General features: G+C 65.5%; 22 protein-coding genes. 4 read left to right on the top strand and 18 right to left on the bottom strand.

Features of this window, described 5'->3' with window-relative positions; genetic code table 11:
• Positions 1–11: 11 nt before the first annotated feature.
• From Rhe02_RS40410 to fxlM, 8 genes are all read right to left on the bottom strand, one after another.
• Positions 12–746: a GPP34 family phosphoprotein gene (locus Rhe02_RS40410; protein WP_203913795.1), complete on the bottom strand. Its 735-nt coding sequence runs from the start codon at positions 744–746 to the stop codon at positions 12–14.
• 539 nt (positions 747–1285) lie between these two features.
• Positions 1286–2212 (bottom strand): phosphotransferase family protein, encoded by a 927-nt coding sequence (locus Rhe02_RS40405; protein ID WP_203913794.1) that lies wholly within the window; start codon positions 2210–2212, stop codon positions 1286–1288.
• Entirely contained in the window at positions 2209–3498 is a 1290-nt protein-coding gene (locus Rhe02_RS40400; protein WP_203913793.1) for a helix-turn-helix domain-containing protein, read from the bottom strand. The genes Rhe02_RS40405 and Rhe02_RS40400 overlap by 4 nt, the downstream gene beginning before the upstream one ends.
• 9 nt (positions 3499–3507) lie before the next feature.
• Positions 3508–4362, bottom strand: coding sequence for a thiopeptide-type bacteriocin biosynthesis protein (locus Rhe02_RS40395; protein WP_239124364.1), 855 nt, complete (start codon positions 4360–4362; stop codon positions 3508–3510).
• Between the two features lie 11 nt (positions 4363–4373).
• Positions 4374–5447: a lanthionine synthetase C family protein gene (locus tag Rhe02_RS40390; protein WP_203913791.1), complete on the bottom strand. Its 1074-nt coding sequence runs from the start codon at positions 5445–5447 to the stop codon at positions 4374–4376.
• Complete coding sequence (locus Rhe02_RS40385; RefSeq protein WP_203913790.1) at positions 5444–8176, bottom strand: lantibiotic dehydratase; 2733 nt, start codon at positions 8174–8176, stop codon at positions 5444–5446. The genes Rhe02_RS40390 and Rhe02_RS40385 overlap by 4 nt, the downstream gene beginning before the upstream one ends.
• A gap of 70 nt (positions 8177–8246) precedes the next feature.
• A complete protein-coding gene (locus tag Rhe02_RS40380) occupies positions 8247–8393 on the bottom strand; it encodes an FxLD family lanthipeptide (RefSeq protein ID WP_203913789.1) in 147 nt (48 codons plus the stop codon).
• A 14-nt stretch (positions 8394–8407) separates the two neighbouring features.
• On the bottom strand, positions 8408–9646 hold the full coding sequence (fxlM, locus tag Rhe02_RS40375; RefSeq protein ID WP_203913788.1) for a methyltransferase, FxLD system: 1239 nt from the start codon (positions 9644–9646) through the stop codon (positions 8408–8410).
• 444 nt (positions 9647–10090) lie between these two features.
• Here fxlM and Rhe02_RS40370 point away from each other — a divergent pair, with 444 nt between their 5' ends.
• The 4 genes from Rhe02_RS40370 to Rhe02_RS40355 all read left to right on the top strand — a co-directional run bounded on the left by Rhe02_RS40370 (position 10091) and on the right by Rhe02_RS40355 (position 12637).
• On the top strand, positions 10091–11023 hold the full coding sequence (locus Rhe02_RS40370) for a helix-turn-helix domain-containing protein (protein WP_275412681.1): 933 nt from the start codon (positions 10091–10093) through the stop codon (positions 11021–11023).
• 25 nt (positions 11024–11048) lie between these two features.
• Positions 11049–11402 (top strand): hypothetical protein, encoded by a 354-nt coding sequence (locus tag Rhe02_RS40365; protein WP_203913786.1) that lies wholly within the window; start codon positions 11049–11051, stop codon positions 11400–11402.
• Positions 11399–11992 (top strand): DUF6879 family protein, encoded by a 594-nt coding sequence (locus Rhe02_RS40360; RefSeq protein ID WP_203913785.1) that lies wholly within the window; start codon positions 11399–11401, stop codon positions 11990–11992. The genes Rhe02_RS40365 and Rhe02_RS40360 overlap by 4 nt, the downstream gene beginning before the upstream one ends.
• A 327-nt stretch (positions 11993–12319) precedes the next feature.
• Positions 12320–12637 (top strand): hypothetical protein, encoded by a 318-nt coding sequence (locus Rhe02_RS40355; protein WP_203913784.1) that lies wholly within the window; start codon positions 12320–12322, stop codon positions 12635–12637.
• Between the two features lie 50 nt (positions 12638–12687).
• Here the strand turns inward: Rhe02_RS40355 and Rhe02_RS40350 are convergent, their stop codons facing one another.
• Genes Rhe02_RS40350 through Rhe02_RS40305 form a run of 10 tightly spaced genes read right to left on the bottom strand, consistent with a single transcriptional unit; the run spans position 12688 to position 21266 of the window.
• Complete coding sequence (locus tag Rhe02_RS40350) at positions 12688–15375, bottom strand: AfsR/SARP family transcriptional regulator (protein ID WP_203913783.1); 2688 nt, start codon at positions 15373–15375, stop codon at positions 12688–12690.
• 35 nt (positions 15376–15410) lie between these two features.
• Positions 15411–15821 (bottom strand): pilus assembly protein TadG-related protein, encoded by a 411-nt coding sequence (locus Rhe02_RS40345; RefSeq protein WP_203913782.1) that lies wholly within the window; start codon positions 15819–15821, stop codon positions 15411–15413.
• The gene (locus Rhe02_RS40340) at positions 15818–16234 is read right to left on the bottom strand and encodes a pilus assembly protein (protein ID WP_203913781.1); all 417 of its coding nucleotides are present in this window, start codon (positions 16232–16234) and stop codon (positions 15818–15820) included. The genes Rhe02_RS40345 and Rhe02_RS40340 overlap by 4 nt, the downstream gene beginning before the upstream one ends.
• Complete coding sequence (locus Rhe02_RS40335; RefSeq protein WP_203913780.1) at positions 16231–16614, bottom strand: TadE family protein; 384 nt, start codon at positions 16612–16614, stop codon at positions 16231–16233. The genes Rhe02_RS40340 and Rhe02_RS40335 overlap by 4 nt, the downstream gene beginning before the upstream one ends.
• Complete coding sequence (locus tag Rhe02_RS40330; RefSeq protein WP_203913779.1) at positions 16611–16817, bottom strand: hypothetical protein; 207 nt, start codon at positions 16815–16817, stop codon at positions 16611–16613. Before Rhe02_RS40330 ends, Rhe02_RS40335 begins: the two co-directional genes overlap by 4 nt.
• A 20-nt stretch (positions 16818–16837) precedes the next feature.
• Complete coding sequence (locus Rhe02_RS40325; RefSeq protein WP_203913778.1) at positions 16838–17749, bottom strand: type II secretion system F family protein; 912 nt, start codon at positions 17747–17749, stop codon at positions 16838–16840.
• Complete coding sequence (locus Rhe02_RS40320) at positions 17746–18579, bottom strand: type II secretion system F family protein (RefSeq protein WP_203913777.1); 834 nt, start codon at positions 18577–18579, stop codon at positions 17746–17748. The genes Rhe02_RS40325 and Rhe02_RS40320 overlap by 4 nt, the downstream gene beginning before the upstream one ends.
• Positions 18580–18583: 4 nt before the next feature.
• On the bottom strand, positions 18584–19909 hold the full coding sequence (locus Rhe02_RS40315) for a TadA family conjugal transfer-associated ATPase (RefSeq protein WP_203913776.1): 1326 nt from the start codon (positions 19907–19909) through the stop codon (positions 18584–18586).
• Complete coding sequence (locus Rhe02_RS40310; RefSeq protein WP_203913775.1) at positions 19906–20607, bottom strand: hypothetical protein; 702 nt, start codon at positions 20605–20607, stop codon at positions 19906–19908. Before Rhe02_RS40310 ends, Rhe02_RS40315 begins: the two co-directional genes overlap by 4 nt.
• Positions 20604–21266, bottom strand: coding sequence for an SAF domain-containing protein (locus Rhe02_RS40305; protein ID WP_203913774.1), 663 nt, complete (start codon positions 21264–21266; stop codon positions 20604–20606). The genes Rhe02_RS40310 and Rhe02_RS40305 overlap by 4 nt, the downstream gene beginning before the upstream one ends.
• Between the last annotated feature and the right edge of the window lie 161 nt (positions 21267–21427).

Genomic DNA, 21427 nt, shown 5'->3' with positions numbered 1-21427 from the left:
CTTGAGGTTTGTTAACGGAGGCGTACAGCGCGGCGGGCGCGATGCTGGGCGACGGCGTCGGTCAGCGGCGCGAGCCAAGGCAGTACGGAGGCGAACTGATCGGGGATACCGGCGACGGTGGCGGCCATCGTGGTTTTGGCCGCCCGGTCGGACAGGGCGCTGAGTTGTCCGAGCAGGCCGGTGACATCGGCGAGCATGACCACGGCGGCGTCGTGGGGTGTACTGATGGCGTGGTGCAGTGTTCTGCTGGCGCCGGTGAGGATCAGCAGACGGTCCCCGGCCCACATGACAGCCTGAGAGTCCAGGCCGTGGACCGGCCAGAAGCCAGCATCGGCGCGATGGCCGACGATATGGCGGCTGACCCTCGTCAGTACCCGGCCGAGTGCCGTCTGCGCCAGGTAGTCCACCCAGGTCGCCAGGTCGTGGTGCTCGCCGAGCCTGGCCTCCTCGCCGATGATCGTGAGTTCGGCATAGTGCAGCTCGTCGGCCCGGCCAGGTGGCTGGCAAGGGGCCACCCGCCCGGTTCGCACGGTGATCTTCCTGGTGAGCAGCATCTCGGCCAGCTGTCCGGCGGCTAGCCCCACCGTGAGTGCGTCGTCGGGGATCGGCGAGGTGCCGGTACGCACGTCGATCGCGGCGAGTAGCAATGAGGTGGCGACCAACCCGGCCTCGTGCGGTGCAAGCTCGGCCTGCCCAGATCTGCCCGTCCAGGTGCCCGTATCCGAAAAGCCGAATGAGCGTTCCATGTTGACTGTCCTTTGTGGTCGGTGGCTCGACTGGCCGCGAAGTGGCCACCCGCGCTTCCGCGTAGAGACGAGACTCACGTTTTCCCAGACCTGGCCGCAGGTGTACTAGCCAGTGAGCGCATGAGGTCACTCACGTGCAGCACCAGCCCTGTGAGCCACTGATCGAGTGATGATCCGTACCGAGACCAGCGGACATCGTGGTGAGGGGGTCGGCTAGGCAATATGACCGGCCGGACGCCGGTGCACCCACGGGGCCTGGACTGCTCCCCGACGGTGGCGTCGACGCCGACTTCAGGCTTGGCCAGTTGCTCGATGGGTTCTGCCGTACAGAGTGAAAGGTGTACGGCGCAGATGTCCTCGACAAGCTCTCCTCCGGCCAAGGAATTCATCCGTGGCATGGCAGCACCGCGGAATGTCAGGTAGTGCTCATCGATATTGGCGGCAGACGACGGGACATCGGGATGACACGGTGGGGACATGGCAGTGCCTTCACGGTGAAGTGTTTGCTCCCATTCCCCGCTGTTGCGCTTGTGCGACTGTTACTGGGGGTGCCAGAAAATGGTTGTGTCGCCGTCACGAAGGCTGTTTATGCGCAGGTTCAGCTCTTTTGCCGACTGCGGCTGGGTACCCGCCAATCGAATTAAGGCAGTGAGGGTGCTCAGTTCCCTTATTTCCCGCAGAACGGGAAAGGCGGGCCAAGCACGTACATCGAAGCCATACGCGTCGCTAGCCTGTTCAATGGAGGAGGCATCAAGACCGAACCTGGCGGCGACTGCGGTCGGCGCGAGGTCGATCTCGCGGAGTCCAATACAGACAGAGTCCCAATCGCCTAGCCGCCATGGAACGTCGCCGCTGCCTGATGCCAGCAGGTTCCCCGCGTACAGATCGCCATGGATCATGCCAACCCCGAGGGCGGACGTGAGGGTGTTCGCTTCGTTGGCAAGCGTTGCAGCACGGGCCGAAAGCCACGCCGAGGCTTCCGGCCCGAGGACGGCCTTCGCCGTTGATGTGGACAGAAGATGTCGCAGGCTGCGCAGCGGCTCGTACGTCGGAAGCGGGATCGGCGGCGCCCCTGCCACCTGGTGCAGCAGCTTTGTCAAATTGCCGAGAACTTTGAAGTCCGGCCTATCGTCTTTGGGCTGCGGATAGTAAACCCAGAAGGTCACCGCAAGTTCGCCGTCGTGGCCGGTTATGACGACTGGCTCCAAGGTGGGATGAAGGCCGAGGATGGGCTCGGTCGCCGGGAAGCCTTGAAGATTAAGCCAATGCGTCACCATGAGTGCCTGTGCCGATCGCTGGACAGCATCCGGACCGTAGGCCACTCGCGCTACGACCCCATTGACAAGAAACACCGCATTGGCGAAGTGCCTGAGCAGCGCCGCACCGCGAGGGTCGACGCCGGCTTGTTGGCACGCCACCCTCAGAGCTTCGGCGACGTCGGGCAGTCGGTTGTTGCTGAGGCTCACCTGGTGATCTGGGTCGGGTGCGGGGTGCACATGGACGACAATGCCATAGCGGTGTCTCGCAGCTGAATGGCCTGTCGGCTGCCGATCATTCGTGGGCACGACAACGCGGCGGTGAGCTCCCCGAGGTGGCCTTGGAGAACGGGCAGGAGCAGCGCCTCTGGCAGCTGCGTGACAGGCTGCAGCGCAACGTCGGCTGCGTCAAGGTCGGGATCACCGCCCAAAACGTAGGCGATGGCCAAGTCGAGCCGGGCCAGGGTTTCATCACCATATGATCGCTCGTGGGCAGGGCCGGTTTCATAGGCGGCGATCGCCGCAGATGCGCGAATGCGTGCGTGGTCCATCTCGCCTATCCGGCGCAAGGCGGTGCCAGCGTAGTAGTGCTGCTTCGCTTCACCGAAGCTCAGGATCCCACCGAACTGATCGACGCCGTACTCGCTGGCGGCGAGTTGTGAAATGGCGTGGCGCTCGCGATCTGCCTGCTGCAGGGCGTCGTTAACCGCTGGGCGGTTGCCGAGGCGCGCGTACGCGCGAGCCTCGATCGCCGAAAGCCACACCGCAACGGATTCCACGGAGGAGCCCAAGTAGGACCTCGCCTGCTGAGCAAAGATGAGGCTCTGCCGGGGAGATCCAGACCATTCCTGCTGCAGCGCCAGAACGGCCAGCGCCCACGCGCCCACTCCCGGCAGCTGGCCCAGCTCCGCGAAGCGCAGCGCGGCATGGGCATGGGCTGGCGCCCGAGCCAGGTCACCCAGGTTGCCCGCAGCGTGTGCCAGCATCGCACTCGATACGCTTGCGATCAAATAGAGGTGGCGATGCAGCGCTCCCGCCCGAGGTAGAAGCTCGATTGCGGTCTCGCGAACGACACTGAAGCCGTCGGCCACCGGCGTCATTTCCCCGTGCACATATTCCTGCGCGAGCTGGCCGAGCTGGCCTAGCAAGGCTGAGACACTCAGCTCGTCCACACCCTGCCACATCGTGTACCCGGCAGACGCCTGCGCCGCCATCTCCAGGCTCCGGTCCGCCACGGGTAACGAACGGGAAGCGACTGCAACCGCTGGCTTGAGCAATTCCTCGATGGGGTGGCCAAACTCAGCCTCCAACACGCGGCGTGTCAGTGGTGTCGGTAGCGATTTCACCTGCCCGTTTGCCAGCCGTTTGAGCTGCCGCTCCGACAAATCAAGCGGGCGTGTGCCAAGCGCCTTGGCCCGCCGACCCAAGACCTCGGAAAGCTCTTGGTACGACAGGTTGCGCTCAGCCACCAACTGCCGTAACAACGTTCTGTGCAATGGGATCACCTACGCGGTCGCGCCGCTTTGAAAGGTTAGAGCACTCGGGTCTGGTAGCGACAATCCGCCCACTCGTTCTTCATGCCAGCTGGGCAGCCACCCAATATGCTGCGGTGTGCCGAGAATGGCATCCTTGGCGGCGCTTGCAAGTTGGGCCTGCGCACGCCCGGGGATGCCGATGCGGTTCCAGTGGAAGATAACGTGCTTCGTGATTACGGCGCGGAGTCCGCGGGTGAGACTGCCGCGCGACCGAAGATGCTGTAGTGCTTGTCCAGCAGCGCTGAATGCGTTGAGCCACTGGACGTCTGTTTCACTACTGCGTGGTATTCCGCAGAGCAGGGTCCGGGTTTGCTCTACATATCTTGTCCATGTTAGGACGTCCGGCGTGGGAGTGTCGTTCAGGAGATCGGCGCGGTGTTCGGCCACGCATGCCCATACGTCACCCTGTTCTTCAAGATCCAACCCGGCGGCGCGCATTAGCGCAGTAGCTAGGAGCAATGACATCTCGCGGCGGTCTGCCGGGTTGTTGTGGAGATAGCGCAGCAGGTGGCTGCTGTCGGCGTGGAACAGCGCGTGCGCTGCGGCCATCGCCTCAACCCCGCCGAAGGCGTGAACTTCTGGTTCGTAGATGTCGGGGGTCCAGATCATGCCCTGGACGAGTAGCTGCTCTGTTGAGGTGGCAGCTTGTTCTGCTGCGGGCTGGTAGCGGATGCGCCACGGGCCTTTGCGGACGAACCACCATGTGGCGATGTGCCCGGCGGCCGGGATCGCACGGGTGAGGTGGTCGATGGCGTGGCGCTCGCGTTCGGCCCGGCTTCCGCCGGGGTATGCGATGTTAACTTGTCGCCACGAATCTTGTTGCACGGCAAGCCCTTTCAGGTGAGCAGGAGGCAGGCGTCCCATGCGGTTGCGGTGGTGCCTTCGGTCGCGAGTTCGGCTCCGGCAGTGCCTTCGAGGAGGCCGGCTGGTTCGCCTTCTGCGGGTTTGGCCTGCTGGTGCAGTTGGATCAGTGGATTCAGCGGGAACGGTGCGACGGCGTCGGCCGCGACCTGTCTTGCGGTGGTGAGGATGCCTGCTGTGCCGTGGCACAGGCTGCGGTCCGCGAGTCTGCTGACTTGGGCAGGATCCTTGATGCACGCCGCGAGCGCGGCTTCGGCCATCTGCTGGCGAGTGGCGTCCTGAGTCGCGAGTGCCGCGAGTTGCTGGGCGCGGGCGATGCCTGGTGTGCCGTAGCACCACGACGGCCGTAGTGGTTCAAGTTGTGCGGGCACGCCACTGTCAAGTTCGGCCAATGCGAGGGTTTGTGGCCACCAGGTGCCGGTGCTGGAGTGCTGCTGCCAGGTGTCGAGCCAGGAGCAGATGGTGGTGATCGCGTTGGTGTGACTGTGGCTGGTGAGGCCGTCGCGGTGGGCCATGGCGAGCAGGGCGAGTGGGCCCGTGATGCCGTGCGCTAGGCCGTGGTTGGCGTGCCCGCCCGGGGGTGCTGGCTGGCTACGGTCGGGTCCGTGGTGACACCACCATCCGGGCAGGCCGCTGATGGGCTCGGTTAGCCTTACGAAGTAGTCCAAGATGTCGCGGAGCAGCTCGTGCTCACCGAGTCGGCGTGCGGCCACGCCGAGGCCGGTCAGCCCACGGATCAGGTCGTACTCGCGGAAATGGGGCTGCTGCTTGTGGTCAATGCGGCGGTGGGCTTCATCTATCCGCTGGCGGATCACCGTCACGGTGCCGGCGGCGGCGATCGAACGGGCTCGAGCCAGTTGGGGATGGCTGGCCGTGGATAGGACGAAAGCGATGGCGGGGGCGCCGTAGAAGAGGCTGGCACCTGCAGCGATGCTGACCCCATCGGCAGTCGCTTGTTTGATTGCCTGGTTGGCTGCGGCCCAGTCGCCGCGTTCGGCGTGCAGGAGCGCTATCCCGGCTGCACCGTCAGCCAGCGACTGCGCGTTCATTGAGGTACCCGCTGGATTGAGTTGTAGGCGATGGTCCGGGCCAGCCGTGCGCAGTGTTGTTCGGATAAGGGGTCGACGCCGATCATGCGGGCGTGGTGTAGGTGTAACAGGTCGGCCAGGACGAGATCGAGGTCGAGGGCGTCCTGTTCGGCCAGTTGCCTGTAGGTGATGAGGGTCGTGTGGAGCCGCTGATCGTGTAGTGGCACGCGGGCTCGGTCGAGTTGGGTTTGGTCGAGGCGTGGGCCGGTGCGGCGGGGGATGTGTGTGGTGAGCCATGTCATGCCCTGGCCGTTGGTGAAAGCGTCTGCGATGGCGATCATGCCTGCGGCCGTGGTGGCGTGCCGGTCGCCGTCGAGCCGGCGAATTGCGGCGTGAGAGTCTGCGACGAAGACGGCTTCAGCGGCGGTGAGGGTGATACCGCTGCCGTGGCGGGTTTCGGGCCGGTAGGTATGCAATGTGAAGTCATGCGCTTGGTGCTGGTCTTCGAGGTGCTGTGCCCAGCTGGCCAGTCTGCTGGTGATTTCGGCCGTCGTTGCCTCAAATCCGGTGTGGATGCGCAGGCGTAGGTGTGGTTCGGGTTGGTGGTAGCGCACGAACCACCATTGAGATGGCAGCAGGCCGGACCGTTGGGCCAAGGCAGTGAGGATGTCGTCGGTGCGGCCGGTTAGGTGCAGTTCAATCCAGGGTGAACGGCCGGGCCGGTGGGCGATGGAAAGCACGTGCCGATGCTCACGCGGTGGCACCTGAGTGGACTGGGGATGAGCAAGGGTGAGCAGGATTTCTGCCGGCCTGCCGTCGCTCCAGCCGGAGGGGCCAGGCGCCTCGGTGATCACGGTGGTGGGACGCTTGTCAATTTCGCTTCGCAGCAGGGCCAGGTGAGCGTTGTTGGCGAGGTCGAGGCGCAGCTGGATGTCGCCGGTACCGGCCAGAACGCCTTGCGGGATGTCATAGCGGTCACGGTGGCGCTGCCAGGCGTCACGCCACACTGGCCAGGGTGTTTTATGCGGCGGCAGCTCTGCTGGGGTGAGGATCCAGCGGGCGGAGTGCAGGATGCTGCGGCCCCTGACGATGCGGGGAAGGAAGGGCATGTGGGAGGCGTGGCCCCAGTCGAACTTGGTGCATGGTGCGCTCCAGGCTGTCCATATCTCAGCCAGGAACCGGGTGAGTGGATGTTGAAGCGTGGCGAGCAGGACGCTGTTGAACAGCATTGGCTCGACAGTCTGGCCTGTGGACTGGGATACCAGCCACAGGCGTGCTCCGTCGCCGGTTACCGCCAAATCGTCGACTGTCCATTGTGGATCGTGGTGGAAGTCGCCCACAGGCAGGATTGGCAGCAGTTCCGGGGTGCGCGCTACACCAGCGAGCCTGTCGTCAAGCGGTGGGCTGGCCAGTTGCACCGGGACAGCGCCGGGTATCGCCGTGGGCAGCGTCTGGTAGGCGCGGCGTACCTGGGCGAGCTCGGTCGGGGTGAGCAGGGGCAGAAACCTTCCGGCCGCGACGCCTGCGTGCCGTGACCCGCTGACGACTGTCAAAGTGAACGCGCCTCGGTCTAGCTCGCGCAGGGTGGGTGCGGCGAGGGTGAACCGCAGCTCGGTGTGGGGTACCGGTGCCCGGCTGTCTCCGGCGTTTATCCGCGCGATCAGGTCGTCGTCGAGGACGATCTGGCCGCCATCGACGATGGACCGCTGTGCTAGCTGGGTGAGAAGCCGGTCGCGGGAGGTGAATGGCGTGGTGTCGCGCCGGGCCGAGCTGCGGAAGCCGGCCGGAAATCCAAGTACGGCAAGGACCTCACGAAGTGGTACTGCCGCGCCCGGACCCCACCGGGCGATGAACGCGTCGTGGTATTCGGCCCAGCCCGGCAGATAGGGGGCGACCGCTGTCAGTGCTGATGCGGCCTTTTCGGCTTCGGCGATTACGGCGCTTGGCAGCGTCACACGGACATCGGCGCGCAGATCTCGGTCAACACTGCCTCCAGGCTCGAGCTGTATTCCGAGATGTTCGGCTGGGTCGGTGACGGTCGTCCGCGGGCGCAGCCCGGTCAGCAGCACCCCGGCACGCACGAGGCCAGCGAGCATCACCTCTGCTGGGCCGATCCTGTCTGGGTTACCGATTTTTGCGGCGAGCTCACCAAACAGCACAGGGGTCCGCGCGATGCCGATGGCGGTGGCGGTGGGTTCGGTCAGGTGGAGCTCTACGTCCCAGCGCCTTTCGCGTTCGGTCCTCGCGCAGGGAAGCACCCATATGTGGCCGCGGCGGAAGCCAAGCGAGTTGGTCATCACCAAGGTGCCGCGCAGTTTGTCAAGGTCCCACTCAGCGTGTGTCGCGTATTCGGTGATCGCCTGACCGGTGGGCCTAGCCAGCTCGGTATGGGCGCCGCCCCACTGGAACTCGGCGTTTGCTCCACATTGGATTGGCGCGATGCCTGCCCACAGGCCGAACGGTGTCGCTCGGGTGGTCCACCGCAACAGGTAGCGCATCGCGGTCTCGGTGAGGCGGCGCATTTGGCGCGGTGACACTGGATCTCCAACAGCGGCGCGGGTAATCTGCCGGGCCAGATCCGGCGCGGTGGCCTCGATGGCGGCGCCATACCCGGGCAGCGTCCATACTGCGGTGAGCCACTGAATCCACTGATCTGGCCGGCCGGTCGCCAGATCTGGCCAGGCAGGCAGATCCAGCCCGGCTGGGTAGGCGGCGACTCTTATCAACGCCACGTTGTCGATGGCACGCATATCGCCTCCGGTCTAAAGACGAGTGTGGGCCTGGCGCGTTGAACGCCAGACCCCGGCCGGACATGCAGGCTTAGACCTTGCCGCCTGTGCAGGCGCTGGAGCCGGTGTTTCCCGAGCCGCAACCGTCGTCGGTTCCGGTGGCGTAACCAGTCGCCATCGGTCCGGCGTCGACGAGGCGGATGTCCAGCTCGTAGTCGGGTTCCAGGTCGAAGTCCATCTCGGTCCCTTCCTTTATGCGGGGGTGAAGGTGAGGACGAGGCGCCGGTGGCGCTTGTCCAGCACCGTCCCAGCCGGCAGGTCGCCGTCGGGAGTCTTGGCGGGCGCGGCATGCAGCGTGGGTGACGGGGTTCCCGCTTCGACCCAGGCACGCATGTGCTCGATCAATTGCTGAGCTGTCGTGGCGGCTTCTGGTCCATGCGCTCGCGCCCCCAGGTCGAATCGGTCTCCGGTCCACCGCACGTCCGAGCGGTAGCCGAACGTGCCAGCGGCGAAAGTGGCCGGGGTGCCGAACCGCCACGACGGTGAAACCACACCGGATTCGATGGCTTCCTCTTGCGCCGTTAGCACAAGGAACTGGCCTCCTTCGCTGGCAACGCGAGTGGCTAGCCACAAGTCCAGATCGGCCAGGACCGTCCGCGGTGCCAGGCTGACCCCAGCCCAGGCGAGTTCTTGCGGCAGTTCCAGCAGGGTGCCGATTGCTTGAGGGTCTGCGTGCTCGCCCTCATCCAGGCGCAGGTGCACACCGGGTGCGATGTCGGCGTAGCGCAACTCATATGCGCTAGAGCCCTGCATGGCGACGAAACCGCACATCAGTTGACTGCGGCTGGTGAGCCGGTCGCCGTTACGGGCAAGCGCCCAGGAGCGGGTCAGCCCGAACGTCCGCATAGGCACCACCAGCACCCCGGTTTCAGCCAGCTGGCTAGTCCACGCTGCCGGGATGTCCCAGGCACCGGCGGTGACGATGATCAGGTCGTAAAATCGTGGCGGATCAATAGGTTCGCTGGCGTCCGCGCACACCACGGTCACGTCTGGGTACCCGGCTTCGGCAAGGCACTCCTGCGCCCGGCCGGCGACATCAGAGTCGATATCCACCGTAGTGACTGAGCCTTGCGGACCGGTCAGCTCGGACAGCAGCGCGGCGTTGTACCCGCCGGAGCCGATCTCCAGAACGTGCTTTCCGTCTAACGAGCCAAGCGCGTTGTAGGCCTGGCCGAGCATCGCAGCCTGAAGCCACGCTGCCGACACCGAGCTGATCGTCTCGTCGCCTCTGCGTTTCGTGATCAATGGCTTGTCGTGGTGGTACACGTCTATCAGCGCGGTCCCGGGCAAGGCGAACAGCTCACGGGGAACCGTCCGCAGTGCCGCCTCCACCTGCCGTGGCAGCCTCAGCCCTCTCGCCTCATGATCGGCCATGATCTGGTCCACCATCGCGTCGCGAATGCCCTGGTTGCCTTCCGTACTGACATTCATCAGGCGTCACGCTTTCTATCCGTGAGGCCGCACTAAGCGGCACGACGTTCCGAACTTCCAGCCCTTGCGGTCGTTTCAAGGGCCGTCGCCAGCTGAGGCACATTGGAGGGGCTCGACGCAAGCTTCACGTTTGCGTCTGGATTGGACCCCGTTGACTTGCTGCTTATTGGAAGGGCGTTCTCTGCAGGTTTGTGGTGCCGTGGTGGTCGAAAGGCGGCGCGGGCCGCCCGGCACCGGCTCGTGTTCTGCCTGATCCGGATACGGGTCGCGGCAAGGGGACAACGTCAAGCATGGATCTTTCCTCGGCGCAGTGGCGTTTCCTCACCGGCTGGCACCGCCCTTTGTACGGCAGGTGCCAGCCGGGGTATTCGAGCTCCCGGGAGTACCGGGGTAGGTCGGACTAGCGTAGGCTGACTCTATTCCGCCCTACCCCGACTTGCAAGGGTGAACACGTTGCCCACGAACCTGGCTCCGTTGGGAGCCGAGCTACACCGGCTGCGCACGCTGGCTGGGATGAGCACCACCCAGCTCGCCAGCCTGATCGGCCTTTCGCAAAGTGCAGTAAGTCGCTTCGACCGCGGCGAGCGCCGACCCGATCGGGAAGTAGTCCGCGCATGGCACGCGCATTGCCTTGCGGCAGCACGCATACGGATAGATAACCGGTCACTGCCTCATTGGCAGTACGAGGAGTTGCAGGCCGCAGTCGCCGAAATGGATGACCCCGCCTTTCCGGACCGGTTGGAGCGGCTGCTCGATGACGCCGAGACCGAGGTCGCGTCGATGTTCACGATCTACCGGCAAGGGCTAGTCGAACGCCAGCGTGCGCTGTGGGCCGAGCTGAGTACCGCCACCGAGCTGCGAAGCTTCGGCCCGGCACTGGTGCCCGGCCAGTTGCAGACGGAGGAGTATGCCCGTCTGCTGTTCGCCCTCGACGCCGAACACGCCGGGCTCCAGCCCGCTGACATCGACGCGGCAATCGCAGGCAGGCTCGATTACGGACGAAGCATGCGCGAACGGCCCGACGTGATCTTCCACGCGGTGGTCACCGAATATGCGCTGCGCCTGCCGCTGCCTGGCGCGTCGCCCAAGCTGCGATCCGGGCTGCTGCGCAACCTGGTCGACGCCGCAACATGTCCCAACATCACCATTCAGATCCTGCCGATGTCGGCTCCGGTGCCCTCCATGATCCTGGGCGGATTCGGCATCGCCACAAGCACAGGTGGCAAGGCCACGGTGTACGTCGAAACCTATAGCGCACAGCTGACCTTCACCGCAGCACGCGACCTGGAGGAGTACGAGCACCGCTGGCGGCTTTTCACCGGCTCGGCGCTCACACCGCAAGAAACGATCAGATGGGCACAACAGCACCTCAAATGACTCCGATTTGACCTGGGAGGCCATCGTGAACACCACCAACCCGCTAGGCTGGGAAGCCGATCCGAATGACACCTTCATCAGGCGACTAGGCGAACCCGCATGGGAAGTCCTCCTAGACCCGGCCGACCCGGCCAGAGGCTATGAGACCGGCGGCGCTGATGGCTGCCCAGAGGCCCAGCTACTGGAAAGCGGCGATGTGTTCTTGCAACTCAGGGTCGCACCTGAGTCGCTGCTGGCTCACAAACCCACCGACATGCGCACCCGCCACGACGAAGTGGCTGGGGTCATCTTCGGGCCGCAGTTCGAAACGATTTGCCGCGACTACCTCGCCCACCTCGAGGCAAAGCGAGGCAGCAAATCGGAGAGCCCGGAACAATGATCGAGAAGGTCCGAGACACACCCGGCGAGATGCTGGCGCTGGCGAAGTACCGGGCTGCCTTCTGGCAGGTCTGGCCGCACATCCCCGACCGGTTTGACAAACTTGAACGGCAGCAGCACTTCCAGGAACTGGACACCCCAAGCTGGGACGCGGCCTCCGCCGGCGACTGGCAACTGTCACTTGAACTCATGCAGACCGCAGGCGGTCCGGAACTGATCACCACGTTCGCACGCAGACGCCTGCGGGTGGTGGAACTGCCCGTCACGCCATACCTGCAATGGGAGCTGCACTGGTACCGACGGCCCGGGAACGAAGACGAACAGATCCGGGTCATCGATCCAGCCGCCATCGCCGGTTACGAAACCGCGCAACTGCTGCCCGAGCTGGTCATCCTTGGCCCACTAGCAATGTTCGAGGTTATCTACAACCAGGAAAAGTTCCTGGCTGGAGGCCGCCAGATCCTGGCCCACGACATCATCGCCGCATGCCGAGCTGACTTCGAACAGCTTTGGGAACAAGGCGAAGACCTGGACGCCTTCTTCACCCGCGAAATCGCACCCCTGCCACCGCCCACGATGAGCCACAAGTAGACCGAACTCTGGCCCGTCGGCCACGACCTCCCTCCAGGTGATCGGGCTGGCGGGCCCCCGTTCCTTGGCACAACATCTGCCCCGGGTGCTGGCGAGCACGAAGTGCGCCACTCGTAACGAGTTGGGCCTGTGACATCATCATGATCTTTGGCCGAAGAACAGCGAACGATCGGCTCGCAACGTCGTTGTTGACCGGATTCAGCATTGGCGCAAACCTATGTGCCCTGGTCGCATCGTTGCCCCTTGACATTTGGCACCGATGGAGCGGGAATCCGGTGCGGGGAACAGTTTCCTAACTGGCGGACCCTGCCATGGCGAGGAGGATCAGTGACTGTTGATGGTTATGATGGTCAGCCGCGTATAGCTGGCCCATTCGGTGATGTCGACGCTGCGGTAGCACTATGCCGTGGCTGTTTGGCGGACGGTTCGATGGTGCGGACTGAGGTGGTGAATTTGGCCATTGGCCTTACAGGGGCCGCAATTGAACTATTGCGGATGGCGGCTGAGGCGGCGTCCGCGACAAGGTCGGCGGATGTGGACACGCTGGATCGTGCGATCGAACTCGCTGAGGATGGTCAGCAGCGGATGGTGAGCGCATGGCATTTCCTGACGGGTGCAAAGGCACTGGCCCAGGCCACCGTGTAGCGGGTAGGTAGCGCAAGCCAGCATGGTGCAGTACTGCTGCTCCAGGGCGCTCAATTCTGGTTCAGGCTGGCCCGCAACTGTTTGGCCAAGGCTATGGTCTCCTCGCTCGGCTCGGCATCCATATCGGATAGTGCCTTGGTGAGGGCGCGCATGAGGTGGCGGATGCCTTCGGCGTCACCAATGGCGTGGCGTGCGCGCATTGCTTGGGTGTAGACAGCCTCGCTGTAGAGGTCAATAGCGATTGCGGCGTCGAGGACGGTGATGGCGGTGTGCGGGTCGTCACCGAGCAGGTCTTCGGCGAGTTTCATGTGAGCGTGCAGGCCGAGCCGACGTACGGCTTCGGCGTGTGGCTGCAGCCACTCATAGGTTTCCCCTTGGGCCAGAGGTGCGTAGAGGTCGCACGCCTGGCGCAGTAGCTCGCGGCGGGATTCGGCTGGGCTGTGGCGGGCTTCGGTGATGAGGGCCTGCAGACGCCACAGGTCGACGTCGATAGCGGTGGGATCGAGTTTGTGGCGGCGGGCGTCGTCTTTGATGACGTAGCGGTGGGTGATGCGGGAGTATTCGGCCAGGGCACGGCGAAGGTTGGAAATCTGGGTGTGGATCCTGCCTTCGGCCTGTCTGGCGCGGCCGTCGACTTCCAGGACCTCGACGAGTTGCGGCACGGTTTTGCCGTCGCGATAGCACGCTAGGTAGACAGCGAGCTCCAACGATTTGCCTCGCACGTGATATGGGGATTCGGCGGTGTTGTCGATGCGTGGCTTGCCCAGGACATGAAGCCGCGCTTTGGCCTGTGCCTGTTCCGGCGACGGGGTTGTCGTGTTTTCTGAGGGGTGTTCCGTCGTGTCCGGCGAAGGCGCTTCGGTTGCGTGCGGCGTGATGGGTGTGACGGTGGTGGGTGTGGGCTCGCCGGTATGAGCTTCGCGTAAGGTCGCCAGGATCGCTATGGCCGGGTCGGGTTCGAGTACGGCCATCCGGGTTGGGATGTGGCTGGTGGACAAGCCGCTGACGAGCTGAGTGTGACCGTCGGGGCTGATGGTGAGGGTTGCCCCGTATAGCCATTCGCCGAGGATCAATGCCGACACGCCTAGGCCGGTGCCGAGCGCGATGGTGATTTTGGCGCGCTGGCGCGTCCCGGGCGGCGGAGTTTCGGTGACGAGCAGGACCGGTGGTAGGGGTTCTTCTTCCGGTTCCTGGGCGGCGAGGCTGTCTACGTCGCATAGCTCGTATTCGTCGAGTATGCGGCTGCGGTGAAGGAGCCTTTCCTCGACCAGCGAGAGGGCGTGGTCGAGGTTGTCGGCGATGTGCAGACGTGGCCACGGCCCGAGGGTGATGGCGTCGGGACCGATGAGGGTGATGAGGGTGTTGGCGTCGATGATGACTTCACCTCGCGCCGCCGGGCGCAGCGGCCCGCCGGAGGCGAGGGTTTCGGTGATCGCAGCACGAGCGGCGTGGTGCGCGCCATCGCCGACAAGCCCGATCCCACCGGGCGGCAACGGGGCCAGGTCCGGGACGGCGGCGGCGATGTCGGCGTCACTGGCGGCATGGGTAATCGCCGGGTTGACGTGGAGTTCGCGGCGCAGCTCGCCGACCACTTCCGGCAATCTGGTGACGGGTTCGTCGTCGAGTTCGCCGCGGTAGCGACGGCGCCGCTGCAGCCACACGGCCGAGGCGGCGGCGGTGATCGCGACAGCTAAGGCCCAGGGTACCCAAGTGTGGTCGGACAGCCTGATCCAGCCTTCATCTGCCTGCGCCTGGCCGGTCTCTTTCGCGTCAGCTGTTGTCGCTGGTGCTGGGCCTGCCGGACTGCTTGGCGTGGCAGGGAGCATAGGAGCTGGGGCCGCCGACGCCGGCGTGGTTGCCGGAAGCGAAGTAGATGGCAACACCGGCGGGGCCGAGGTGGCGGGCGATGGTGCCGCGCTGCCCGGAGTCGGCGGCGTTGTCGGTGCGGGTGGCGTATTCGGCGCCGCCGGTGCGTTTTCAGCCGCCGGTGCGTTTTCAGCCGCCGGTGCGTTTTCAGCCGGTCTTGCCGGTGCTGCGGGTGCGGGTAAGGCTCCGGGTGGTGGTGTCGCGTCGGCGGGAAGCATCAGGTCCCAACCCGGGTAGATGACGTTGCAGTTGGTTAGTGTTCCGCCAACGGATGGAAAATGCTTGTGCCAGTTGAGGTCGCAGATTTCGGGCCATCGGCTCGCGTCGCCGAGCCACGTTTGCGCGATTCTCGACAGGTAGTCGCCGTGCACGACAGTGTAGATGTAACGCTGGTTGCCGACGTGAATCGTGGTCGGCCGTGTTACCGCTTCAGCCATTGCGGCGGCCCGTACGGGCGCAGTTTGGGGTGTTGCGGTGGTGGCGCCTGCTGGGGTCGAGGCTGATGCTGCTGCGGTGGCGGACATGACGGTACCCACCAGCGCGGCTCCGATCAGGACGGTTGCGGTGCTGCGCATGGGGTTGCGGCCGGGTCGCAGGCGCGCACGGCCGCGCAGAATGGCATAGGCTTCGGTGGTAATGGCGTGGATGAACGCGGCCCACGCTAGCCAGATGCCGATGGCGATCAGGTTGACCACCGTCTGGTCAGTGACGGTGCCGTTGATGGTGGCAGCCAGGCTTTCCACTGTTGGTGGGCGATCGGGCAGCGGCCACCCAATTGCGATGGTGAGCCAGGCGGGTATCCCGATGATGGTTGCGGCCAGAATCGTGCTGGCGCAGGCCTGGACGGCGATGCGGCGAACAGCGGCGAGCATTGGAATCCTCCTCTGGCTCGTGGGACGCGGTCGGCTTATCGGGCGGGCGAGATGGCGTCGGCTGTGGCGGAGGCGTGTAGCGGTATCTGTTCGATGCCAGCCAGGTGAAGCAGTTGGGTGGGTTGTGCGCTGGTGATCGTGACGGTGACCTGGTTGCCGATCACGGTCACAATCCAGGTGCCGTTGATGCCGGAACGGACAAGCCAATCGCGCGCGGCTATCTCGGCTTTGATCGGGTCCAGGCGGATGGTGCCGGTGGTGCGAAGGGCGGTGACGTCCAATTCGCGGGCTCCCGCGCGGGAGGCGGCCTGGGCGACGTCGACGGCGGACACCTTGCTGGCTATGGCCATGCCGCAGTCGAAGACGAGCCCGGACAACAGCATCGCGGCCATCAGCCACACCACCACGAACGCGGTGGCCGTTCCTTCATCGCGCTTATGTTTCATTGCCCTGCCCTCCACGTGTCGATGGGCTGAACAGCGGTTGCCGTAACGGCTTTGGTGCCTTCGAGGCCGGCGATGCCGAGGTCGCTGAGCTGGATGACGCAGGTCACCGAGACGGCGACGGTGCCGCCGCGATGAAACTGGGCTGTGTCGGCGGCCGTGCTGCAAGCCCACTTCATGCTGGCGGCCATGTCGGCGGCGGCACGGCTGGCGGCGTCGGGAGCCAGTGCCGCCGACGGCGCGTCTGCTGCGGCGCGGGCGGCGGCGCCGGCAATGGCCCGCACATCGATGGCGGCTGAGGCGGCGCGCCCGCAGAAAACGACGAACATAGCGAGTGCTACTAGCACCGGGACGGCGAAGACGGCCATCTCTGTAGTGACTGACCCGTTGTCGGAAAACGGTTTACGCCGTTTCATGGCAGCTGCTCACATGGTGCAGTCACGGTCACCGACACCGGCAGGTCGGGTAGCAGTGGCAGGATCGAGGTCGTCTTGCCGGCGATCTGCACGGTTGCGGTTGTGGTGGTGCGGGTGACGGCGATCCGCGGGTCGTGTAGGACGTTGCCGGACAGCTGCGCCAGCATCGCCGTGGTGTCAGCATTTCCGGCCTCCGCGCTGCCATTGAGGACACGGCTGGTTTGGACTCCTGTGTTCGCGGCGGCCTGCGCCATGTGGGTGGCGTGCGTCCACAACGCGAACTGCACTCCTGTCATCAGCAGAAGCCCAAACAGAACAGCGGCGATGGCGAACTCAGCGCTTGCCGACCCACGATCCGATGTCGAACGTGGCGGGCTCATATCTGCATCCCGCGGATCTTGTCGAGAAGCTTTGGCCCCCAGATCGCCAGCGCAGCCAGCGCGAGCGCGACCAGGAATGCCGTGACGGCGATGGCTTCGGTCGAATAGCCGCCGTCGGGTCGGCGCTGGGCATGCTGACGCAGTTCGCAAAGTCGGGTGGTGCAAACGGCGGCAAGCCGATCGAGCAGCAACATCAGGTTCACCTCTCACAGTGTCGGCGGTGTCAGAAGCTGGTAAGGATGGTGGAGAATGCCGGATACACGACGAAGATCATGAAGCCTGCGAGGAGGCCGACCATCGGCAGAACCATCCGTTCGGTGGCGGATGCGGCGGCGGCTTCGGCGTCGGTGAGCTGATGGGCCTGCAACGCGGCCGAGCGGGCGGACAGGGTGGCTTTGATGCGTGCGCCTTCGCTTCCGGCCATCGACAACGCGGCGGCCATCTCCGACAAAGCCGAAAGCCCTGTGGTAGCACCGAGTTCGGCGAGGGTTTGCCACGGTGCCAGCCGTCGTAGATGGGCCTCCTCTACGGTGTGACGCAGGGCGTGTTGTGCCCATGTTTGTGGGTCGGCTGTGGCGTCGCGCAGGGCTTGTTCGACTCCAGCGCCTCCGGCCAGGGAGATGACGACCAGATCGAGCATCCCGGATAGGGCCTGTCGCAGTTCGGTGCGTCGGTTTTGTGCTTCGGAAGCCAGCGCGAGGTCAGGGGCGAAGATGCCGAGCGCGGCGAAGATCAGCGAGGCCCACAGCGGGATTTGCCAGTCCACGTTGGCCTGCGCGGCTGCGGCAAGGGCCGCCAGCGCGGGCGGGGTAAGGAACCCGAGCAGTGCCGTGGCAGCTTGTTCGGCCGTGTGCCGGGCAGGGACGCGGCCGACGATGCCCAGATTTACGCGCACGGAGGCGCGTGGTAGCCCAAAGCGCTCAAGGAGCGGGGCGAAGGGTTTGCCTGCCGCGGCCAGATGCCCCGAGGGCCGATCGATGATCGCCGGGCGGGCCGTCACACCGAGGCCTTGCGGTGGCGGGTGCAGCATTGCGAATTGCGCGGCGAGGGAGAGCTGCGGCGGGAACAGATATCCCGCCAGCAATGCCAGGCCGAGGCCTGTGCCCGCGCCACACATCACCGCGACTGTGATCACGATTGGGACCTTTCGCTGGTAAAGCCGACATTGGCCAGGCGGCTGATCCCGGCGAACCCAGAGGCGAACACGCCGCCAACGATCAGCAGCACGAGCTGCCCGGCGAAGGTGCTGTAGGGCTTCAGGAAGGCTGGGTTGATCAAGATGAGGCCGACGGCCATGGCGAGGGTGAAACCGGTGATGATGCGGGCGTTGGTTCGGATGCGGGCGTGCCCGGGCGCGACGCGCATGCGTACGTTGGCGCGAGCCCTCGCCCGTGCCGCCAGCTCGGTCAACAGTTCGGACAGCTGGCGGGAATGACGTTGTGAGGCTTGCAACAGAGCCCGAACCACCAGCCGCCCGGTCGGGTCATCCATCCGTTCCTGCAGCATGCCCAGGGCCGTGGGAAGCCGCTGCCCGAGCCGCACGGCGATGGCGAGTTCGGTGATGTCGTCACGGATCGCGGCGGGGGCGAACGGTGCGGTCACGATGATGGCCTGCTCTAGCCCGGCTGCGGCGGATAGGTTGTCCCGCAGCATTTCCGCCCAGGTCGCGATGGCCTCGGTGCGGGCCAACGCCCGGGCCGCGTGGCGGTCACGGCCCAGCGCCGCGGGCAAGGTGTAGGCGGCGATCCCGGCCAGTAGCGCACCCACTGGCCAACGCGTCCATGCGCCAAATAGCGCTGCGGCGAGCGCTGCGGTGGCCAGCCGTGATAGCTGCTGGCGCGACACGTGGACTTGCCACCATTTCGGGTGGCGGTGTCGTCCGAGGGCGGCGGGGTGCAGGCCGGCGATGATGGCAAGAATGCCTGTGGCTATGCCGATTCCCAGTAGGGCGGCCAGTGCAGTCATAGTGTCACCAGCCGATCCGGTCGATGGTGTGCGGCGGCAGTCCGGCGGCCTCAAGTCGGTCCAGGGTGCCGGCTCGCAGTGGTGTGGCGGGGGCAGCGCGTTTGCCGGGGCCAGGCCGCCACACCTCGTTGGAGACGACGTCGCGGCCGTCGAAGCCGGTAACTTCCCGTACCGACGACACCACCCGGTGAGTGCTGTCCGCCCAAGCCAGATGCACGACCAGGTTTACCGATTCGGCGATCAGCATCGCCGAGGCCTCGAACGTCAAACGCTCTGGGGCTTGGACGGCGTACATCATCAGCCGCGAGAACGCCTGCTGAGATGACGAAGCGTGGACGGTGGCGAAGCTGCCGTCATTGCCCTGGCTCATGGCTTTGAGCAGGTCGATGACTTCGTCGCCGCGGGTCTCGCCGACGATGACCCGATCGGGGTTCATCCGCAGCGCAGTGCGAACTAGTGCGGCCATGGGTACCGCGCCGACGCCTTCCAGGTTGGGGCGCCGCGCCTGGAAGGACATCACGTTCGGGTGCGACGCGGGGTCGAACAGCTCGAGCTCGTAGGCGTCTTCGATGGTGATCAGGCGTTCCTTCGGCGGGATCGCCCTCGCTGCCGCCCTGGCGAACGTGGTCTTTCCGGTGTTGGTGCCGCCGGCGATGATCAGGTTAAGTCTGGCGCGAATCGCCGCCTGCAACACCTGGCACAGGGCCTCGTCTAGGGTGCCGCGGCTGGTCAGGTCTTCCAGTTCGGCCCGCAGCAGGGTGGGTTTTCGGATCGAAAGACCAGGGCGCCGGGACACCGACATAACGGCGCATAGCCGGGCACCGCCGCGCAGGCGAAGGTCGAGTTGCTGGTTGTGCCGGTCGAACGCCCGCTCTTCGCCCAGGCCGGCCGTGTCGTCGCCGAATGCGGCATCCGAGGCCAGGGTGCGGATCAACTCGATCATCGCCTCGTCTGAGTCAGCGATCGGCTCAGCATGCTCGACACGGCCATTGGTGTAGCGGACGAACACCTGATCGCAGCTGTTCGCGTCGATGTTTTCGACCGTTGGATCGTCGAGAAGCTGTTGCAGGCCACCGGCTCCGGTCAAGTGATCGGCGACGGCGCGGGCGATGCGGGCCTCAGTCGCGGCCGACAGCGGCGGCTGTCCCGCAGCCAGTGATTGCCGGGCGAGGAGGTCGAGGGCCTGCCCGATGTAGCGTTCCGCGAGTTCGCGGCGTTCGGTGACGGTGAGTCGTCCATCGTGGGCGTGGCCGGCCAGTGCGGTAGCGACCTGGATTCGCACTTCGGCGACCAGCTGTGGCTCGCTGGCCAACCTCGTGGTGATGGTCATTCGGGCGCTCCTTCCATAAGTGGCTGTGGGGCAATGAGTCTGGCCAGGGCGCGGGCAGCGGCGGGCAGGCCGACGCGCGTCCACCCCTTGGGCGGGCGGCGCGTCCCGGCGATCACTTCGGCGGCGTGCCGGTCCAGCGGCAGCTGTGCCGCGACAGTCAAGGTGAGCTGGGTCTCCAGCTCATGCGTGTCGTGAATGGACTGGCCGATCAACACCAGCGCGGCCGACGGGAATGCCTGCTCGGCAAGGGATGCCCGCAGCAGCGAGAGCACATCGACACGGCAAACCACGAGCAGCACATCGGCAGCTGCGGCTAGCGGTAGCGCTGGCGAGCCCGGCTCCAGCCGGCCGACATCCACCACCACCGGCCGGGCTTTGGCCCACATGCCGGTGTCGGCATCGGCCAGCAGCCCAATCGACGCCGACGCCTGCGGACGTCCCGCAGGCGCTGGGACAACCTCCAGTCCAAGTGGGAGGTGCGCCGAGTGTGCGGAAAGTTCGACACCGACACCAGCTCGGCAGGCGCTGGCAAGTGTGACCAGACCGGGAACGTCGGGGACGGCGTGCCAGCCGCTCATGTCCCCGCCGGCCGGGTCGGCCTCGACCAGCACCGCAGGCTCACCAGGCCACGACAGAGCCAGGGCTGCAGCGGTTGTCGTAGCGCCACCGGATTTGTGCGAAGCGACGGCGATGATCATGATGGGATCCCCACCAGTATGAGTGCCAGGTCGCTGCCTGCGGCGGCGATTCTTGTGGCGTCAGCCTCGGCAAGCAGGAGGGACACCACGCGCGTGCCGGTGCCGTCGACAGTGGGGGACATGTCGACCACGACGGCTGCAACGGGGTTGGCTGCCGGCGGTGGCGTGGTGGAACCGGTGTCTTTGACGATGGTGACGACCCGTACGGCCGCACCGGCGGAGAGTCGTGCTGGGGCGCGGCCAGGCTTGATTGCGACCGCCACAACAGCCTGGCCCTGCTGCGGGTACGCAGGCGGTCCTAGTTGCGATAGGGCTAGCAGGCTGCCTTCGCTGAGCGGCACGGCAGTGCTGCGCCCGGTCACCTGCGGCAGGTCGGCGGCGCGCACGAGAGGGACACTCGGATCGGGAACCACATGCGCGATGCGCAGATCGGCTGTGGTCAGCTGCTGACCCGCTGCCACCGGCCGGGCCACCGCGAGCACCGCCACCGAGGCATCACGTGACATCTGCATCAGCGCGAACACCCCGGCACACAGCAGCACTAGCAACAGCCCGCCCACCAGCAGTGGCACCCGCCGCTTCGGCACGAGCGCCCCGGCCGGTCCCTGCCGCAACTGTGCCGAACGCGGCATTGCGTCGGCTGGCGCAGTCGTAACCATGGTCCACCCCCGATTCCAATCAAGCCCGTCGTCATTCGTTAGTACCGAAGGGATCAAAGTCCGCGCTACCAGCAAATGCGCACGTTGACGCCAAACGTGCGCAGTTCACGTGCACCCTGTCAGAGACGAAAACAGGCAGTGCGGTAACAGTCCGGAGTGTC

Origin of the sequence: Rhizocola hellebori (assembly GCF_016862955.1) — a bacterium.
Lineage (GTDB): Bacteria > Actinomycetota > Actinomycetes > Mycobacteriales > Micromonosporaceae > Rhizocola > Rhizocola hellebori.
This window is presented reverse-complemented; position numbering and strand designations above follow the sequence as displayed.

Excerpts from the sequence above, each read along its gene's own strand:
- Rhe02_RS40410 (WP_203913795.1), bottom strand. The coding sequence starts at position 746 with ATGGAACGCTCATTCGGCTTTTCGGATACGGGCACCTGGACGGGCAGA.
- Rhe02_RS40390 (WP_203913791.1), bottom strand. The coding sequence starts at position 5,447 with ATGAACGCGCAGTCGCTGGCTGACGGTGCAGCCGGGATAGCGCTCCTG.
- Rhe02_RS40385 (WP_203913790.1), bottom strand. The coding sequence starts at position 8,176 with ATGCGTGCCATCGACAACGTGGCGTTGATAAGAGTCGCCGCCTACCCA.
- Rhe02_RS40380 (WP_203913789.1), bottom strand. The coding sequence starts at position 8,393 with ATGGACTTCGACCTGGAACCCGACTACGAGCTGGACATCCGCCTCGTC.
- fxlM (WP_203913788.1), bottom strand. The coding sequence starts at position 9,646 with ATGAATGTCAGTACGGAAGGCAACCAGGGCATTCGCGACGCGATGGTG.
- Rhe02_RS40360 (WP_203913785.1), top strand. The coding sequence starts at position 11,399 with ATGATCGAGAAGGTCCGAGACACACCCGGCGAGATGCTGGCGCTGGCG.
- Rhe02_RS40350 (WP_203913783.1), bottom strand. The coding sequence starts at position 15,375 with ATGCTCGCCGCTGTTCGCCGCATCGCCGTCCAGGCCTGCGCCAGCACG.
- Rhe02_RS40345 (WP_203913782.1), bottom strand. The coding sequence starts at position 15,821 with ATGAAACATAAGCGCGATGAAGGAACGGCCACCGCGTTCGTGGTGGTG.
- Rhe02_RS40340 (WP_203913781.1), bottom strand. The coding sequence starts at position 16,234 with ATGAAACGGCGTAAACCGTTTTCCGACAACGGGTCAGTCACTACAGAG.
- Rhe02_RS40335 (WP_203913780.1), bottom strand. The coding sequence starts at position 16,614 with ATGAGCCCGCCACGTTCGACATCGGATCGTGGGTCGGCAAGCGCTGAG.
- Rhe02_RS40320 (WP_203913777.1), bottom strand. The coding sequence starts at position 18,579 with ATGACTGCACTGGCCGCCCTACTGGGAATCGGCATAGCCACAGGCATT.
- Rhe02_RS40315 (WP_203913776.1), bottom strand. The coding sequence starts at position 19,909 with ATGACCATCACCACGAGGTTGGCCAGCGAGCCACAGCTGGTCGCCGAA.
- Rhe02_RS40310 (WP_203913775.1), bottom strand. The coding sequence starts at position 20,607 with ATGATCATCGCCGTCGCTTCGCACAAATCCGGTGGCGCTACGACAACC.
- Rhe02_RS40305 (WP_203913774.1), bottom strand. The coding sequence starts at position 21,266 with ATGGTTACGACTGCGCCAGCCGACGCAATGCCGCGTTCGGCACAGTTG.